This is a genomic window from Oceanitalea stevensii (assembly GCF_014837105.1).
GTDB classification, from domain to species: domain Bacteria; phylum Actinomycetota; class Actinomycetes; order Actinomycetales; family Actinomycetaceae; genus Oceanitalea; species Oceanitalea stevensii.
On sequence record NZ_JACSPO010000013.1, the window covers coordinates 31,128 to 47,093 of the forward strand.

16 protein-coding genes and 1 tRNA gene are annotated in these 15,966 nt (G+C 74.8%); 9 read left to right on the top strand and 8 right to left on the bottom strand.

Annotated elements, in window-relative coordinates; all coding sequences use genetic code 11:
* Positions 1–64: 64 nt before the first annotated feature.
* From H9624_RS14885 to H9624_RS14915, 7 genes are all read left to right on the top strand, one after another.
* Positions 65–262, top strand: a complete 198-nt coding sequence (locus H9624_RS14885; protein ID WP_251840686.1) for a class II lanthipeptide, LchA2/BrtA2 family — start codon at positions 65–67, stop codon at positions 260–262.
* Between the two features lie 73 nt (positions 263–335).
* Positions 336–3,137 (top strand): DUF4135 domain-containing protein, encoded by a 2,802-nt coding sequence (locus tag H9624_RS14890; protein WP_251840687.1) that lies wholly within the window; start codon positions 336–338, stop codon positions 3,135–3,137.
* Positions 3,134–5,338, top strand: coding sequence for a peptidase domain-containing ABC transporter (locus tag H9624_RS14895; protein WP_251840688.1), 2,205 nt, complete (start codon positions 3,134–3,136; stop codon positions 5,336–5,338). The genes H9624_RS14890 and H9624_RS14895 overlap by 4 nt, the downstream gene beginning before the upstream one ends.
* 49 nt (positions 5,339–5,387) lie before the next feature.
* Entirely contained in the window at positions 5,388–6,176 is a 789-nt protein-coding gene (locus H9624_RS14900) for an ABC transporter ATP-binding protein (protein ID WP_251840689.1), read from the top strand.
* On the top strand, positions 6,173–6,949 hold the full coding sequence (locus H9624_RS14905) for an ABC transporter permease subunit (RefSeq protein ID WP_251840690.1): 777 nt from the start codon (positions 6,173–6,175) through the stop codon (positions 6,947–6,949). The genes H9624_RS14900 and H9624_RS14905 overlap by 4 nt, the downstream gene beginning before the upstream one ends.
* 39 nt (positions 6,950–6,988) lie before the next feature.
* Entirely contained in the window at positions 6,989–7,183 is a 195-nt protein-coding gene (locus H9624_RS14910; protein WP_251840691.1) for a hypothetical protein, read from the top strand.
* 122 nt (positions 7,184–7,305) lie between these two features.
* Entirely contained in the window at positions 7,306–9,036 is a 1,731-nt protein-coding gene (locus H9624_RS14915; protein WP_251840692.1) for a lipase family protein, read from the top strand.
* A gap of 32 nt (positions 9,037–9,068) precedes the next feature.
* Here H9624_RS14915 and H9624_RS14920 read toward each other — a convergent pair whose 3' ends face one another.
* From H9624_RS14920 to H9624_RS14955, 8 genes are all read right to left on the bottom strand, one after another.
* The gene (locus H9624_RS14920; protein WP_251840693.1) at positions 9,069–9,413 is read right to left on the bottom strand and encodes a TfoX/Sxy family protein; all 345 of its coding nucleotides are present in this window, start codon (positions 9,411–9,413) and stop codon (positions 9,069–9,071) included.
* A gap of 129 nt (positions 9,414–9,542) precedes the next feature.
* Positions 9,543–9,615: transfer RNA gene (locus H9624_RS14925), tRNA-Ala, on the bottom strand.
* A 74-nt stretch (positions 9,616–9,689) separates the two neighbouring features.
* Positions 9,690–10,304, bottom strand: a complete 615-nt coding sequence (locus H9624_RS14930) for a histidine phosphatase family protein (RefSeq protein ID WP_251840694.1) — start codon at positions 10,302–10,304, stop codon at positions 9,690–9,692.
* Complete coding sequence (gene rsfS / locus H9624_RS14935) at positions 10,301–10,702, bottom strand: ribosome silencing factor (protein WP_251840695.1); 402 nt, start codon at positions 10,700–10,702, stop codon at positions 10,301–10,303. Before rsfS ends, H9624_RS14930 begins: the two co-directional genes overlap by 4 nt.
* The gene (locus H9624_RS14940) at positions 10,692–11,810 is read right to left on the bottom strand and encodes a hypothetical protein (RefSeq protein WP_251840696.1); all 1,119 of its coding nucleotides are present in this window, start codon (positions 11,808–11,810) and stop codon (positions 10,692–10,694) included. The genes rsfS and H9624_RS14940 overlap by 11 nt, the downstream gene beginning before the upstream one ends.
* On the bottom strand, positions 11,803–12,459 hold the full coding sequence (nadD, locus tag H9624_RS14945; RefSeq protein ID WP_251840697.1) for a nicotinate-nucleotide adenylyltransferase: 657 nt from the start codon (positions 12,457–12,459) through the stop codon (positions 11,803–11,805). The genes H9624_RS14940 and nadD overlap by 8 nt, the downstream gene beginning before the upstream one ends.
* Positions 12,460–12,461: 2 nt before the next feature.
* A complete protein-coding gene (locus tag H9624_RS14950) occupies positions 12,462–12,620 on the bottom strand; it encodes a hypothetical protein (RefSeq protein WP_251840698.1) in 159 nt (52 codons plus the stop codon).
* Between the two features lie 71 nt (positions 12,621–12,691).
* Positions 12,692–14,026: a glutamate-5-semialdehyde dehydrogenase gene (locus tag H9624_RS14955; RefSeq protein WP_251840699.1), complete on the bottom strand. Its 1,335-nt coding sequence runs from the start codon at positions 14,024–14,026 to the stop codon at positions 12,692–12,694.
* A 98-nt stretch (positions 14,027–14,124) separates the two neighbouring features.
* Here H9624_RS14955 and H9624_RS14960 point away from each other — a divergent pair, with 98 nt between their 5' ends.
* Both H9624_RS14960 and H9624_RS14965 read left to right on the top strand, forming a co-directional pair.
* Positions 14,125–15,243: a VanZ family protein gene (locus tag H9624_RS14960; protein ID WP_251840700.1), complete on the top strand. Its 1,119-nt coding sequence runs from the start codon at positions 14,125–14,127 to the stop codon at positions 15,241–15,243.
* Positions 15,240–15,935 carry a DUF1361 domain-containing protein gene (locus H9624_RS14965; RefSeq protein WP_251840701.1) on the top strand — a complete coding sequence of 232 codons (696 nt, stop codon included), beginning with the start codon at positions 15,240–15,242 and terminating at the stop codon, positions 15,933–15,935. The genes H9624_RS14960 and H9624_RS14965 overlap by 4 nt, the downstream gene beginning before the upstream one ends.
* The last annotated feature ends 31 nt before the right edge of the window (positions 15,936–15,966 follow it).

The following is a 15,966-nucleotide window of genomic DNA, read 5'->3' on the forward strand; positions in this document are numbered from 1 at the left end:
CGGCCGACTGGCCCGGCCACGACGGCCGGGAGGTACACCGCACGACACACGAGAGGAGAGCACCATGTTCACCACGAGGGACTACACCCGGGCCAACGGCTACGTCAGTGATGCCGAGCTGGTCGAGCTGACCGAGGACACCGTCGTCGACGCAGCCGCCGGGACCACCACCGTCCCCTGCGCGATCGGCGGTGGCGTCATCGCCATCTCGGCCGCCCTGCCCGACTTCTGCCCGACCGGCGCGTGTACGACGCGCTGCTGAGCTGAGCCCGCCACGAGCCGGGGCCGTGCCCCGCACGGCCCCGGCTCGTGGCACCGACCCAAGGGACAGGGACATGGACACCACCAGCACCACGGCCGTCGACGCGTCCGTCGAGCTCGCCCTGCACGCCGTCGACGGCAGGTTCCCCACCTTCCACCGGGCCCACCTGCACGAGGTGGCGCGGGCCCTCGACGGCGTCCTGGGCGACGCCGTCGCGCCCCGGGTCCGCACCGAGCTGCTCACCGACCTCGTCCTGCGCCTGGACGCCCTGGCGGTCCGGACCCTCATCACCCTCTTCCAGTCCCGCCGCCGGCACGACCCGGCCCTGGACTACGCCACCTTCGACGCGACGCTGCCCGCCGCCCGCGCCGAGCTGCGGACCGAGCTGCCCGAGCTGGACCGGCTGCTCCACCTCACCGCGACGCGCTGGCTCGACCACGTCACCTGGGTCCTCGCCGCGGCCGGCGCCGACCGTGCGCGCCTGGCCGGGCGCTGGGGCACCGGCGGACGGCTCACCGCGGTCCGTCTGGGTCAGGGCGACACCCACTGCGGCGGACGCTCCGTCGCGATCCTCGAGTGGAGCACCGGGCCACGACTCGTGCTCAAGCCGACGGTCAGCAGGGTGCACCCCGCCCTCGCCGAGCTCGTGCGCCTCCTCGACGACGACGGCTCCCTCCTCGGTCCCGTCCTGCCCGACACCCTGGCCGGCCACGGCCACGAGTGGCAGCGCTTCGTGGCCCCCGGCACCTTCACCGACACCTCCGCGGCCCGGTACCTGCGCCGGTACGGACGGCTGTCCGCCCTGCTCCACGCCGTCGGCGCCACCGACATCCACCGCGAGAACGTCGTCGCCACGCCCGAGGGTCCCGTCGTCGTCGACACCGAGACGCTGTGCAGCCTGCCCACGTTCGAGCGCCGGGGGTCCGCCCACGAGGCCCTGGCCCGCTCCGTGGAGGCCGGGGTGCTGCGCACGATGATGTACCCGTCCCGGTTCCTCGGCGCCCGCATGCCGCTGGACCTCTCGGCCCTCGGCGTCCCCTCGGCGGCCGCGGGCCACTACGAGGGCACCACGGTGACCGACGCCGGGACCGACGACATCCGCTTCGACACCGCCCACCTGCCCCTCGAGGAGGTGCACAACCGGCTCTGCACCGACGGTGGCGAGCAGATCGACCCGCGCCGGTACGCTCCCGAGCTGCTCGAGGGCTACGCCGAGGGCATCGCCCTCCTCCGCCGGCACCGTGGCGCGCTGCAGGCGGTGCTCGACCGTCACGACCTCGGCTTCCGTCAGGTCTTCCGCGCGACGTGGCGCTACGCCCGGCTCCTCGAGTCCTCGACGCACCCGTCCCGGCTCGCCGACCGCGACCGGCGGCTGACGACGCTGCGGCTGCTCACCCCCACGGCGCGCGGCGTCCCGCCGCACGTGCAGGTCGCGGTGCGCGACGCGGAGGTCGAGGCGCTCGCCGACGGCGACATCCCCTACTTCGAGGTCACGGCCACCGGTGCCCTTCACGCCAACGGTTCCCCCGTCCCGCTCGCCCGGCTCGACCGCTCCCCGGCGCAGATGATGACCGCGTGGTGGGACCACGTCCTCGACGAGCCGCTCGCGGACCAGCTCCGCACCCTGCGCCTGGCACTGGACGCCGCCGCCGACGACGCGTGGCAGGCGGGCCCGGACCGGGGCGTGCGGGAGGATCTCACCGTCCCCGCGCCCCCTCCGGCCCCGACCCTCTCCGAGGACGGCCTGTCCGCGACGTGGCTCAGCAGCGTCCAGGTGGGCGACGGCCTCTACCTCACGCCGGTCTCGACCTCCCTCTACGAGGGCGGTGGCGTCCTGTGCGCCCTGTGGGAGACCCGTGCCCCGGCGCGGACCGTGGCGACCCGCGAGCTCCTGCGCGGCGTCGTCGCCGGCGCGACCTTCCACCCCGTGCCGGCCGACCCCGACGGCGTCCACGAGATCGTCTACTCGCCCTTCACCGGCGCCCTCGCCGACGTCGTCGTCGACGCCGAGCTGGCGGGTCGCGGCGTCCTCGCGCCGGACCGGGCGAAGGACGAGCTCGCCCGGACCGCGCTCCAGCTGCCCGCCCTGCTCGACGAGCTGGGCCGCCGGTACACCGGTGAGCTCCTCGGCGGGGCGGGCGGGGCGTTCACGGCCCTCAACAGGTTCCGCGACCTGTGGTGGGAGGACGGCGCGGACCTCCCGCCCACGTGGCCCGCGGCGGCCGAGAACGCCCTCGCCCGGGTCATGGGCCGGCTGGACTCCCTGCTCGACGCCCCCGAGGCCGGGCTCGCCCACGGCAACGTCGGCCGGCTGCTCGGCCTGGCCGAGGCCGTCGACCTCGTCGCAGGTCTCACCGGACGGGAGCGGGACGGGTGGCGCGCCCTCGTGGCGGCCCGGCTGGGCCGGGTGCTGGACAACCTGCCCGCCGAGGAGGCCTTCCGGGACCCGCGCGCGCGGCAGAGCTGGTGCCGCGGGGTCTCCGGCCTCGCGCCGGCCCTGGTCCGTGTCCACGCCCTGAGCGGCGCGGAGCCGACGACGGCGCACGAGGCACGCCTCGAGGCGCTGCTCGACGTCCTCGTCGCGGACCCGCCCGCCGGCTCACGCGACCTCAGCCTCTGCCACGGCGCCGCGGGGCACGTCCTCGCGCTCACGACGCTCGGGCGTCACCTCGACCGGCCCGAGCTCCTCGACCGTGCCCGCGCCCGCCGCGACCGCCTCCTCGAGGAGACCGAGGGCCCGGGCTGGACGTCGGGCCTGGGACGCGGTCCGGCCGCGGAGGGATTCTTCGTCGGCCGTGCCGGCTGGGACCTCGCCAGCGCCGCGCTCGCCGACCCCGGCGTCCGGGTCCCCCGCCTCGTGGACGGCCTCACGTGAGCGCCCGGGCCCACCAGCGCGTGCCCGTGGTCCAGCAGTACGCGCAGAGCGAGTGCGGACTGTGCTGCGCGGCGATGATCCTCGGGGCGTGGGGGCGCCGCGCCGCCATCCGAAACCTGCGGTCGGAGGTCGACCCCGGCCGCGACGGCCTCTCGCTGCGCGACATCGCCGAGATCCTCCGCGGGCGGGGGATGCAGGTCTCCTTCTTCCGCGCCAACGTCGCCGGCCTGTCCCGCATCGACACCCCCGTCATCGCGCACTGGAACGGCAACCACGTCGTCGTCGTCGAGAAGGTCACCCCGCGTGGCGCGTGGATCGTCGATCCAGCGTCCGGACGGCGGCGGGTGGGCCTGGAGGAGCTCGAGCGCTCCTTCTCCGAGCTCGTCCTCGTGTGCACCCCCACCGCGGACTTCGAGCGCGGCACCGAGGACTCGCGCTCGGTGTGGCGCGAGGTCGTCGGCGCGGTGCGCTCGGGCACGGGGCGCCCGATGCTCGCCGCCGGCGCCCTCTCGCTCGTCCTCTACTCGGTGGTGCTGGCCGTCCCCATGGCCACCGAACGCCTCGTCAACGGGGCGGGGACCGAGCTGCTCACCGCCCCGGCGTCGGCCCAGGTCCTCCTCCTGTCGGTCCCGGTGCTCGGCTACGTCCTCATCGCCGCGGTGCGGTCCAAGATCCTCGCCGCCCTCGTCGCGACCGTCGGGTCCTCCCTCATGTCCGCGACCTTCGGGCGGCTCATCACGCTGCCCTACCGGTACTTCGCCACGCGGTCCCAGGGCGAGCTCATGATGCGCCTCAGCAGCGTCTCCCAGATCCGGGACATGCTCTCCAACCAGGTCACCGCCGCCCTCCTCGACGCCGGCACGCTCGTCGTCGCCCTCCTCTACGTCACCCAGAGCTCCGCGGGGCTCGGCGCGGTGACGATCGCCCTCATCGGCGTCGTCGTCCTCGTCAACACCCTCACGTGGGGCCGGCTGCGCCGCCGCACCGACCAGGAGATCACCGCCCTCGCGGAGGCCTCGGGCGTGCAGATGGAGGCGGTGTCCTCGGTCGCGGCCATCAAGACCTCGGGCATGGGTGAGCGCTTCTACGCGAACTGGCGCCTGCGGTACGCGGCAGCCGTCCACCACGGACGGCGGCGCATGGAGCTGCAGGGCTACGTCTCCGCGCTCGTCTCCGGGGTCCAGATCTTCGGGCCCTTCGTCATCCTCGTCGTCGGGCTCAACATGGTGCTCTCCGGGCACGCCGACCTCGGCGCCGTCATCGCGAGCCAGGCCCTGGCCGCCACCGCCCTGGGCACGACGACGTCCCTCACCTCGACCGTGGGGCAGTTCGTCCAGGCGCAGGCGCAGGTCCAGCGGATGGGCGACATCCTCCTCCAGCCGTCCGAGGAGACGGTCTTCGGCACGGCCGCCCACGAGCCGCGCGGCGCCATCGCCGCGGAGGAGCTCACCTTCTCCTACCCGGGGGCGGGACGGCCGGCGCTCCAGGGCGTCACCTTCCGCGCCGAGCCCGGCGAGCGCGTGGCGGTCGTCGGGAGCACCGGCTCGGGGAAGTCGACCCTCGCCAAGGTGCTCGTGGGGCTGTACCCCGCGTCGTCGGGGACGATCCGGCTCGACGGCCGGCCGATCGGCACCGTCCGCGAGGCCGACTTCCGCGACGGCGTCGCCTACGTGCCGCAGGACGTCGTGCTGAGCAACCGGAGCATCGCGGCGAACATCGACTTCTCCGCCGGGGAGCCGGACATGGAGCGGGTGCGCGAGGCAGCCGCCCAGGCGCACGTCCTGGACGCGGTGCTCGCGATGCCGCTGGGCTTCGACACCGAGATCCGCGAGATGGGCGCCAACGTCTCCGGCGGGCAGCGCCAACGGATCGCGCTGGCCCGCGCACTGGCGCGCCGGCCGCGGGTCCTCGTCATGGACGAGGCGACCTCGGCCCTGGACAACGCCACGGAGAACCAGGTGGCGCGGTCGCTGCGGGAGCTGCGGTGCACCCAGATCATCATCGCCCACCGCCTCTCGACGATCCGCGACGCCGACAGGGTCGTCGTCATGGACGACGGACGCGTCGTCCAGACGGGCACCCCCCGCGAGCTCGCCGCCGTGGACGGCCCCTACCGGCGCCTGGTCGAGTCCGGTGCCGACGAGGACCGGACATCCGGACTAGACGAATGGCTCTCACCGTCGCGCCCCGATGCTTCCTAGCGTGGAGGAAGAGAGCCCTACCCACCCGGCCGACCACGGAGACGAACCCATGGACAGCACGACGAGCGCGACGAGCCGGCACGAGCCGACGCAGGCCACCGTGCCGGTGATCATGGCGCGCAAGCTCAGCCGCGACTTCGGCGACGTGCGGGCGGTCGACGGGATCGACGTCGACGTCCACCGCGGACGGATCGTCGGCGTCCTCGGCCCCAACGGCTCGGGCAAGTCGACGACGCTGCGGATGCTGCTCGGCCTGCTCGAGCCGAGCTCCGGCGGCGTGACGATCCACGGCGTGCCCTACGCGGAGCTCGAGTCACCGCTGACGACCGTGGGCGCCTCGCTCGACGGCCAGGCCTTCGCGGCCTCACGTACCGGGCGCCAGCACCTGCGGTGCTGGGCCGGCCTGGCCGGAGCGTCCCCCGAGCGGGTGGAGGAGCTGCTCGAGCTCGTCGGCCTGTCCGGCGCAGCGGGACGCCGGGTCGGGACGTACTCGCTGGGGATGAAGCAGCGTCTGTCCCTGGCCACCGCGCTGCTCGGCGACCCGCAGATCCTCGTCCTCGACGAGCCGTCCAACGGGCTCGACCCCGAGGGCATCCTGTGGCTGCGCCGGACGCTGCGCGACCTCGCGCGCGAGGGCCGGACCGTCGTCGTCGCCTCCCACCTGCTCAGCGAGGCGCAACGGATGGTCGACGACGTCCTCCTCATCCGCGACGGTGTGGTGCTCTACCAGGGCGGTCTCGCCGAGCTGCTGGACTCGGTGCCCGCCCCCGAGGGCGGCGAGCGGGACCTCGAGCACGCCTACCTCGCCCTCACCCGGCAGCGGGAGGTGGCGGCATGATGGTGGCGCAGCTGTCCTCGGAGCTCCGCAAGCTCACGACGACGTGGAGCTGGTGGGCCATCGGCGCCGCCATGGTCCTGTGCACCACCGCGCTCGTCGCGGTGCTCCTGCTGTCGGGACTCCACCTCGAGCAGTCCCCGCTCGACCTGTCGAGCGTCGCCGGGGTCAAGGCCGTGTACAGCCTCGGCGCGGGCATCACCTACGTCTTCACCCTCGTGGCGGGGATCGTCGTCGTCACCGGGGAGTACCAGACGGGGACGATGGCCCAGACCCTGCTCGCCAACCCCGACCGCCGCGCGGTGTACCTGTCCAAGGTGCTCGCGGCGGCGCTGTCCGGACTGGTCTTCGGCGCCGCCACGCTCGCGGCGAGCGTGGGCACGACCGCCGCCCTCCTCGCCACGGAGGGACTGAGCCCGCACCTCGGGGAGTCGGCCGTGGCCCAGGGGCTCGGGGGGACCGTCGCCACCCTCACGCTGTGGGCGGTCATCGGCGCCGGCCTCGGTGCCCTCGTGCGCAACCAGCTCGTCGCCGTCGTCGCCGTCGTCGTCCTCAGCCAGGCCGTCGAGCCGATGCTCCGGATCGCCCTGCCCGGCGGGGCCGCCGACTACCTGCCCAGCAGCATCGCGGACGCCGCCAGCGGCGGCACGGTGATGTCGCTGGCGATGGGACGCAGCGCGCTGGAGCAGGGCACGGCGCTGATCCTCATGCTCGCCCTCACCGCTGCCGTCGCGCTCGTGGGGGCGCACCGCTTCCGCCGCTACCAGGTGACCTGACCCGCCCGTCCGTCCGTCCGTCCGAGAAGAGGAACCGTCATGAACCAGCAGGCCCGTCCCGGGGTGTCCGAGATCGTCACGTTCGCGGCCGCGGCGCTCTGCGCCGCCCTCGGCCTGTTCGTCTCGCCGCGGTACGGCGGGGCCACCTGGGTCGTCCTCGCCGTCGCCGCGCTGCTCGTGTGGCAGGGACTCGTGCTGCGCCGCCGCCGCACCGGGCCGGCGAGCCAGACCTAGCCGGCAACGCCGGCCGGCCCGGCGCGAGGCCCTCACGCGGTGACCGCCCGGTCCTGCTCGAGCGCGACCTCCAGCCGGGGAGGTGCACCCGGGTCGCCCGCGCCCGCCACTACGGTGGGGCGGTGAGCTCCCGCCCCGTCCTGCGACGTGCCGCCCGTGCCCTGGACCGGGTCCCGCGCTGGGGACGGCTCCTGCTCGCGGTCGCGGTCACCGCGCTCGGGGTCCTCACGGTGCTGCGGCCCACGTCCTCGCTCGGCGCCCTCGCGCTGCTGCTCGGCGCCGGGCTCGTCCTCCAGGGCGTCGTCGAGCTCGTCGGTGCCTCCCCGGGGGACCGGGCACGCGCTGCTGCGGCAGCCGGCGGCTGGGTCCTCGCGGGCGTCGTCGTGCTCCTCCTGCCCGGGCTCACGGTCCGGGTGCTCGCCGTCGTCGTCGCGGTCGCGCTCCTCGTCCACGGCGTGCTCCTCCTCGTCTCGGCGCTCCGGCGGGGCCGGGCGGGCGCCGACCGGCTCACCGACGGCGCCTTCGGTCTCGCGAGCGTCGTCCTCGGCCTCCTCGCCCTGCTCTGGCCGGACATCACCTCCCTGGCGACCGCCGTCGCCCTCGGTGCGCGGCTCGTCATGAGTGGCGTCGCGCTCGCCTGGTCGGGTACCCGGCGTGCGCCGCGCCGCCGGCCCCGGATGCGCGCCGTCGCGGCGCTCACCGCCGTGGCCGTCGCCGCGGGGGCCGCGCTCCTCAGCGGCACGCTCCGCGAGGGGTCGACGGTGACCGACGACTTCTACGCCGCCCCGCGCGACGTCCCCGACGAGCCCGGACGCCTCGTCCGGGCGGAGGACCTCACCCGGGACGTCCCGGAAGGGGCCCGTGGCTGGCGGGTGCTGTACACGACGACCCGCGGCGACGGGGAGCCGGCTCTCGCGAGCGGGCTGGTCGTCGTCCCGGAGGGTGAGGGGCCGTGGCCGGTGGTCGACTGGCACCACGGCACCACCGGCGTCGCCGAGCACTGTGCGCCGTCGCTGTCGGCCGAGCCCTTCGCGTCCGGCGCGCTGCTCGTCCTGCCCGAGGTCCTCGCCTCGGGGTGGGCGCTCGTCGCCACGGACTACATCGGGCTGGGCACCCGCGGGCCGCACCCCTACCTCGTCGGCCCGGACAGCGCCCACGCCGCCCTCGACGCGGTGCGCGCGGCCCGGGAGCTCGTCGACCTCGACGACCGCACCGTGGCGTGGGGACACTCCCAGGGAGGTGGTGCCGCCCTGTGGAGCGGCGTCCTCCAGGAGGAGTACGCGCCGGACGTCGAGCTGGCGGGCGTGGCCGCCCTGGCGCCGGCCAGCGACCTGCGCGGCCTCGTGGGAAGCCTCGAGGGTGTCACCGGGGGCAGCGTGCTCGCCTCGTACGTCGCCGCGGCCTACGCCGCCGAGTACGACGACGTCACGTGGCGGCAGTACGTCCGCCCGGGCGCGGAACCCGTGCTGCGGCAGATGGCCGGGCGCTGCCTCGAGCCGCCGGGCGTGCTCGTCTCGGTCCTCACCGCCCTCGCGCTGGCCGGTGAGCCGACCCTGCTCGCCGCCGATCCCGCCTCCGGACCCTTCGGGGCACGCCTGGCGCAGAACGAGCCCCCGCCGCCGGCCGCGCCCGTGCTCCTCGCGCAGGGCGGGGCGGACACGCTCATCACGCCCGCCGTGCAGGACGGCTACGTCGGGCGGCTGTGCGCGCGCGGCGCCACCGTGGACCACCGCACCTACGGCGGCCGCGACCACCTCTCGCTCGTGGCGGCGGACTCCCCTCTCGTCCCCGAGCTGCTCGCGTGGACGGCCGAGCGCTTCGCCGGCGCACCGGCCGCGCCCGGCTGCGACTGAGGTACCGCTCCGGCGTTGCGGTGCGGGCCGGCTCAGCGCCCGGGCGGCCCGGTGGCGGCCCGGTTGTGCTCGAGGGCGACGTCGAGCCACGCCGCGAGACCGTCCCCCGACAGGGCGGTGGCCGCGACCTCGACCCAGCCCGGGCCCATGTCGCGGCCCGGCCCCATGACCGCCTGCGCCGCGCCGGGCCGGGAGAGGAGCTCCTCGTGGCGGTCGGCCGCGACGCGCACGAGCAGGCCGCCGTCCTTGAGCGCGCCGGCGAGGAGCTTGTCCCGCACGAGGAAGGACCGGGTGCCGAACATCGCGACCTCGCGGACCGGCTCCTCACCGGCCAGCAGGGCGCGCACGCGCTCGACCAGTTCGGCCTGTGCGGTCATCGCGGGCTCCTCCTCCGGCGGGCGCGGTCGAGGACGAGTCTGCCAAGGACGCGCGGGGTGCGGAGCGGTTTGCGGTGCACAGACGCCAGAGGCGCGACACCCGATGGGTGCCGCGCCTCTGACCAACTGTGGAGCTAGGGGGATTCGAACCCCCGACCTCTTCCATGCCATGGAAGCGCGCTACCAACTGCGCCATAGCCCCTTGCTGCGTCACCGAGTCTAGACGACGGCGGACCTCGCTGACCAATCGCCAGGCCGTGGTGCGCACCACACTGCTCAGGCGCTGAGGTTGTGCGCCGTCAGCCGCCAGCCGGGGCGCCGGCCGGGGTTCGGCGCGACGAGCGCCCAGGCGCAGTTGTCCAGGCCGCCGAGCCCGAACCAGGCCCCGGAGTCCAGGTCGAGCAGGTGCGTGAGCCCCAGGGTGATGGCCGCTCCGTGGGCGACGGCGACGAGCACGCCGTCGTCCTCGACCTCACCGGCCGTCTCGAGGAGCGCTGCGGCGACACGGCGCCCGACGTCCACGCGCGTGTCCGCCTCGATCCCCTCCGGCTCCTCCCCCTGCCGCCAGGCGCGGAAGGCGGTCGGCCAGCCCTCCCGGATCTCGGCCTGGGTCAGGCCCTCCCAGTAGCCGAAGGAGCGTTCGCGCAGCCGCGGCTCGGGCTCGACCGGCAGGCCGGTGAGCTCACCGAGGGGCGCCGCCGTCGCCAGCGCGCGCTGGAGGTCGGAGCTGATGATGCGCGTGGGCCCCAGCTCCGCGATCCGGGCGGCGGCGGCCTCGGCCTGGGCGGTGCCGGTCGCGTTGAGCGCGATGTCGGACTGGCCCTGCAGCCGCCCGGAGGCGTTGAAGTCGGTCTGCCCGTGCCGCCACAGGACGATGGTGCGGGCGGTCATGCCGTGGCGCCGGCGTCGTCCTCCTCGGCAGGCCCGTGGAGGTCGGCGGGCAGCTCGATGACGGGGCAGTCCTTCCACAGGCGCTCGAGGGCGTAGAACTCACGGTCCTCGGTCTGCTGGACGTGGACGATGATGTCGCCGTAGTCGAGCAGCACCCAGTGGGCCTCGGTGACGCCCTCCTTGCGCATCGCCTTGGCGCCCTCGCCGTGCAGGGCCTCCTCGACGCCGTCGACGATGGCGCGGACCTGGCGGTCGGTGGCCCCCGACGCGACGACGAAGGCGTCGGTGAGCACGAGGCGCTCGCTCACGTCGAGCGCGACGATCTCCTCGGCCTTCTTCTCTGCGGCCGCGCGGGCGGCGACGACGGCAAGGTGGCGGGCTCTCTCGTCAGCTGGCACTGGACTCCTCGGGTTGTGTGGTGGTGATGGTGGTGGTCAAGGCGTCGGCCGAGCCGGCGAAGGCGTCGGTGGCGAGCAGCCAGATGAGCGCGCCGATGATGGCGGCGACGAGCACGAGGACGGCGACCTTGATGACGGTCACCGCGGGGTTGTGCTCCTGGGGCGCCCGCGTCGCGGGAGTGGGCTGGGGGTCGGGCTCGGGCGCCGGGTCGCCGTCGCGCAGCGAGCGGCGCGAGGGCGCGGTGCCGGCGGCGGCGTCGGGGCTGGCGCCGGAGACGGCGTCGATGGCCACCCACCGGGGCCGCAGCGGGACGTCGTCCTCGGCCTCCTCGGCGCTCTCCGCCGTGACGGGCTCCGGCAGCGCGGCACGGGCGGCGCGGGCCGGCCCGTCGAGGTCGAGGGAGAAGGTGGCGCGCTCGGACCAGACCGCCGGGCCGGTGGCCGGCTCGGGGCCGGCCGGAGCAGCGGTGGGCTGGGAGCCGGGTGCGTCCGGGCGGACGACGGGCTGGATCCCGGTGAGCTGGCCGGTGGCGTCCAGCGCCCGGATGCCCTGGGCGGTGCTCGGGGTGCGGACGACCGGTCGCCGGCCGGTCGCGGTGCGCTCCTGGGGGCGCTCGGCGATGTCCGGCTCGGGCGCGCGCTCCCGCAGGGAGCGGCGGCTGGGGATCCGCGGCTGCTCGGAGCCGGCCCGCGCGCCGCTCGCGGAGGCGGCGGAGGCGGCCGACGGCGCGCCGGCCGGCGACGGCGCGGAGACCGCCGTCGTCCCGCTCGCCGGGGCGGAGGGTGCGCTCGGGGCGGACCCGGGCTCCGGCGTGGGGGCGGCGGACGTCGACGGCGCGGAACCGGCCGACGGCGCGGAGCCCGCCGACGGCGCCGACTCGGGGGTCGTCATCGGCGGCGGGACCGGGCGTTCGTGCTGCTGGCCGAGCGGCAGCTCGCCGGTGGCGATCGCCTCGAGGCGCGCGGCCTCCTCCGCCTGCTGCCAGCGCAGCTCACGGCGGGTCAGCGGCCGGTTGGCACCGGTCTGCTCGGCGGCGCGGGCGGCCGCGCGCTCGGCCTCCCGGCGACGGCGGCGCTCCCCCGCGGGACGGTCCGTCCCCTCAGTCATCGGCTCGTCCTCCTTCACGGCTGGGCGGCTTCACACCGGCGCCGGAGGGGACCGGCGACCGGTACAGGCCGTGCTTGTGGATGTACTGGACCACGCCGTCGGGCACGAGGTACCAGACGGGCATGTCCTCCCGGACGCGGCGGCGGCAGTCGGTGGAGGAGATCGCCATCGCGGGCACCTCCATGAGCGAGACGCCGCTGCTCGGCAGGCCGGTGTCGTCGAGCTGGTGGCCCGGACGGTTCACCCCGACGAAGTGGGCCAGGGTCCACAGCTCGTCGACGTCCTTCCACGACAGGATCTCCGGCAGCACGTCGGCGCCGGTGATGAAGTACAGCTCGGCGTCGGGGAAGGCGGCCTTGAGGTCGCGCAGGGTGTCGATCGTGTACGTGAGCCCCGGCCGGTCGATGTCCACCCGCGAGACGGTGAACCGCGGGTTGGACGCCGTCGCGACCACCGTCATGAGGTAGCGGTGCTCCGCGGGGGTGACCTCGCGGTCCTGCTTGAACACCGGCTCGCCGGTGGGGACGAACAGGACCTCGTCCAGCGAGAACACGTCGGCGACCTCGCTCGCGGCCACCAGGTGGCCGTGGTGGATCGGGTCGAAGGTGCCTCCCATGACGCCGATCCGCCGCGCCTGGTGCTGGGTCATGCTCAGCGGCGGCGCGTGTGCACGTTGCGGTAGGCGAGCGTCACCAGCAGCAGGAGCAGGAGGATCGCGAAGGCGACGATCCCGTACATGATCGCCGGCATCGGGAGGTGGTTGGCGTGCTCCTCGGTCTGCTGGGCGAGGTTCACGAGCGAGCTCGTCATGGTGTCGGCTTCCTTCCGTCGAGACGTGCTGTCCAGTCTCCCACGGTCGGGGAGGTGGGGCCGTAGGGACCTTACTCGCGCACGTGGCCGTCGCCGACCACGACCCACTGGGTGGTGGTGAGCTCCCCCAGGCCCATGGGGCCGCGAGCGTGGAGCTTCTGGGTGGAGATGCCGATCTCCGCGCCCAGCCCGAACTGTCCGCCGTCGGTGAACCGCGTGGAGGCGTTGACGATGACGGCGGCGGAGTCGATCTCGCGGGTGAAACGCTCCGAGGCGCGCAGGCTGGTGGTGCAGATCGCCTCGGTGTGGCCGCTGGACCAGCGTCCGATGTGCTCGATGGCGGCGTCGAGGTCGTCGACGACGCGCACGGCCAGGTCGAGGCTGAGGTACTCGGTGGCCCAGTCCTCGTCGGTCGCGGGGACGACGTCCACGCCCTGCGGGGCGAGGGCGGCGGCGTCGTCGTCGGCGTGGATGCGCACGCCGGCCTCCCCGAGCGCTGCGAGCGCGACCGGGAGGAACTGCGCGGCAGCGGCGCGGTGGACGAGGAGCGTCTCGGCCGCGTTGCACACCCCGGTGCGCTGGGTCTTGGAGTTGAGCACGATCGCGACGGCCTGGGCGACGTCGACGTCCGCGTCGACGTAGACGTGGCAGTTCCCCACGCCGGTCTCGATGACCGGCACGAGGGACTCCCGCACGACGGTGCGGATGAGGTCGGCGCCGCCGCGCGGGACGAGGACGTCGACGAGCCCGCGGGCGCGCATGAGCTCGACGGCGCCCGCGCGTCCGTGGGCGTCGATCGACTGGACGAGCTCGGCGGGCAGCCCCTGTGCCTCCAGGGCCTCGCCGAGCACCTCGACGATGACGGCGTTGGAGGAGGCCGCGGCCGAGCCGCCGCGCAGGATGACGGCGTTGCCGGACTTCAGGGCCAGGCCGGCGGCGTCGACGGTGACGTTGGGCCGGGCCTCGTAGATCATCCCGACGACGCCCATCGGCACGCGCACCTGGCGCAGGGTGAGGCCGTTGGGCAGGGTGGAGCCGCGCACGACCTCACCGACAGGGTCCGGCAGGGCGGCGAGCTCGCGCAGGGCGTCGGCGATGGCGGCGATGCGCTCGTCGGTGAGGGCGAGGCGGTCGAGGAGGGACTCCTTCATGCCGCCCGCGCGGCCGCGGTCGAGGTCCTCGGCGTTCGCCTCGACGACGCGGGCGGAGGACGCGACGAGCGCGTCCGCCATGGCGTGCAGGGCGGCGTCCTTGGTCGCGCGGGTGGCGGTGGCGAGCACCCGGGAGGCGGTCTTGGCGGCCCGTGCGATGTCCTCGACGGCGGCGCGCACGTCCACGGTCACCGGCGCGGTGGGGCCGGGGTCGGCGACGAGGTGGGCGGGCTCGAGCACAGGCGTGTCCGTCATGCGTCCCAGGGTAGGCGCGCGGCCGCGCGGTCGGAAGGCGCGTCTCGCCCCACCGGCCCGTTCGGCACGGCAGCCGTCGGTGCTGCACACTCACGGCTGTGGACGACCAGCTCATGCTCGGAGCCATCGCGGTCGTGCTCGGGCTGGGCGCGGGCGCGGTGCTGTTCGTCGGATTCGTCGCGCTCAGCTATCGGCGCCGCGGCTCCTTCTCGGTGCCGCGGGCGATCGCGTGGGCGGCGGCCCTCGTGTACTTCTGGGCGATCTGGACGTACACCCTGCTCCCGCTGCCGGACCCGGCGGCCATCCGGTGCATGCCCACGAACCTCGACCCGCTGGCGTTCCTCGACGAGATCGGTGCCGCGGTCGACCGCGCCCAGGGGCGGCCGCTCGCCGCCCTCACCGACCCGGCGGTCATGCAGATCACGCTCAACGTCCTGCTCTTCGTGCCGCTGGGCTTCTTCGCGCGGCTGCTCGGGGGGCGGGGCGTCGCCGTGGCCGCCGTCGGCGGCCTCGCCACCTCCGCCGTCGTCGAGCTCACCCAGCTCACCGGTGTCTGGGGGCTCTACCCCTGCGCCTACCGGGTCTTCGACGTCGACGACCTCCTGACCAACACCACCGGAGCCGTCCTCGGGTCCGTCCTGGCCTTCGTCGTCCCGCGCCGGCACTGGGGGCGCAACAGCGTCGTCGCGCCCGAGGCTCCCCGGCCGGTCACCGTGCCCCGCCGACTGCTCGCGATGGTCAGCGACTGGCTCGCCTTCACCCTCGTCGGTGCCGGGGCGGCGATCGTGGTGCAGGCCCTCCTGCTCTACGTGCTCGATGACCGACCGGCCGCCCTCGAGGGCCACATCTCCACGACCGTCGGCGTCGTCGTCCCGCTTCTCGTGTGGCTCGTGGTCACCCTGGCCACCGGGCGGACCGTCGGTGACATCGCGGTGCGGCTGCGCTACACGGGCAGTCCACTGCCGCCGGTGGCGGCGCGGCTGCTCCGCCTCGGTGGGGGCATCGGCGGCTACGGGCTGCTCCAGCTCCTCCAGCTCCTCCCCTCCGCGGCAGGCTGGGTCGGGCCTCTGCTCGCCGCGTTCCCCGTCGTCGCCCTCGTGGCGACGCTCGCGACCGAGCACGGCCGGGGACTGCCGGGGCTGGCCTCCCGCCACCACCTCGAGGACAGCCGAGCCCGTGGCGGCGGCCCCGCCGGTCCGGCACCGTGGACGTCATGACCTCCGTCGTCGTGCTCGCGTCCGGCGTGCTGCTCCTCAACCTCTACGCCCTCGCGCTCGTCCTGCTGCGCGGGCCGGCGTTCCACACCCGGGTCTACCGCCCGATGGTCCTGAACATCGGGCTGTCGGTCGCGCCGGCGCTCGTGCTGGCCGCGACGACGGGTCTCCTCCTCGTCGCGGTGCTGCTCGAGAGCACGCTGGCCGTGTGGCTGGTCATCATCAGCGGTGGCGTCGCCTGGCTGCTCCTGCTGCCGAACTCCGCGTACCTCATCACCGAGCTCAACTTCTCCCACCGCCGGCCGGACGAGGCCGTGCCGCTCTGGTACGACATCGTGCTCGTCCTGTCCCTGGCGGTGTCCGGAGTGATGAACACGCTGCTCAACGTCCTGCTCGTGCAGACGATGTACCTCGCCATCGCCTACCCCAACGACTCCGCCCCGATGACCAGGATCGACTCCTGGGTGCTCGTCGCGGCCGTCCTGCTGCTCGTGACCTTCGGCATGTACCTGGGTCGCTACCTGCGCTTCAACAGCTGGGACGTCACCCACCCCGGGTCCTTCGTCCGCAAGCTCACCGACCACTTCGGCAACCGCGCCAGCCGCCGTGAGGCCGCGGGTTTCTGCGCCACCCACACCGTCCTGCTCGCCGTCCTCTACCTGCTCGTCGTCGGCCCGGAGGTCGCCCTCTTCTGACGGTGGAGCACCTCGGGGCGTGCGGCCCCGG

What these genes read in the sequence shown, in the direction of transcription:
- H9624_RS14940 (WP_251840696.1), bottom strand. Translation starts at nt 11,810, where the DNA reads ATGACTGAGGGGACGGACCGTCCCGCGGGGGAGCGCCGCCGTCGCCGG.
- H9624_RS14890 (WP_251840687.1), top strand. Translation starts at nt 336, where the DNA reads ATGGACACCACCAGCACCACGGCCGTCGACGCGTCCGTCGAGCTCGCC.
- nadD (WP_251840697.1), bottom strand. Translation starts at nt 12,459, where the DNA reads ATGACCCAGCACCAGGCGCGGCGGATCGGCGTCATGGGAGGCACCTTC.
- H9624_RS14950 (WP_251840698.1), bottom strand. Translation starts at nt 12,620, where the DNA reads ATGACGAGCTCGCTCGTGAACCTCGCCCAGCAGACCGAGGAGCACGCC.
- H9624_RS14965 (WP_251840701.1), top strand. Translation starts at nt 15,240, where the DNA reads ATGACCTCCGTCGTCGTGCTCGCGTCCGGCGTGCTGCTCCTCAACCTC.
- H9624_RS14920 (WP_251840693.1), bottom strand. Translation starts at nt 9,413, where the DNA reads ATGACCGCACAGGCCGAACTGGTCGAGCGCGTGCGCGCCCTGCTGGCC.
- H9624_RS14930 (WP_251840694.1), bottom strand. Translation starts at nt 10,304, where the DNA reads ATGACCGCCCGCACCATCGTCCTGTGGCGGCACGGGCAGACCGACTTC.
- H9624_RS14955 (WP_251840699.1), bottom strand. Translation starts at nt 14,026, where the DNA reads ATGACGGACACGCCTGTGCTCGAGCCCGCCCACCTCGTCGCCGACCCC.
- H9624_RS14885 (WP_251840686.1), top strand. Translation starts at nt 65, where the DNA reads ATGTTCACCACGAGGGACTACACCCGGGCCAACGGCTACGTCAGTGAT.
- H9624_RS14900 (WP_251840689.1), top strand. Translation starts at nt 5,388, where the DNA reads ATGGACAGCACGACGAGCGCGACGAGCCGGCACGAGCCGACGCAGGCC.
- H9624_RS14905 (WP_251840690.1), top strand. Translation starts at nt 6,173, where the DNA reads ATGATGGTGGCGCAGCTGTCCTCGGAGCTCCGCAAGCTCACGACGACG.
- H9624_RS14910 (WP_251840691.1), top strand. Translation starts at nt 6,989, where the DNA reads ATGAACCAGCAGGCCCGTCCCGGGGTGTCCGAGATCGTCACGTTCGCG.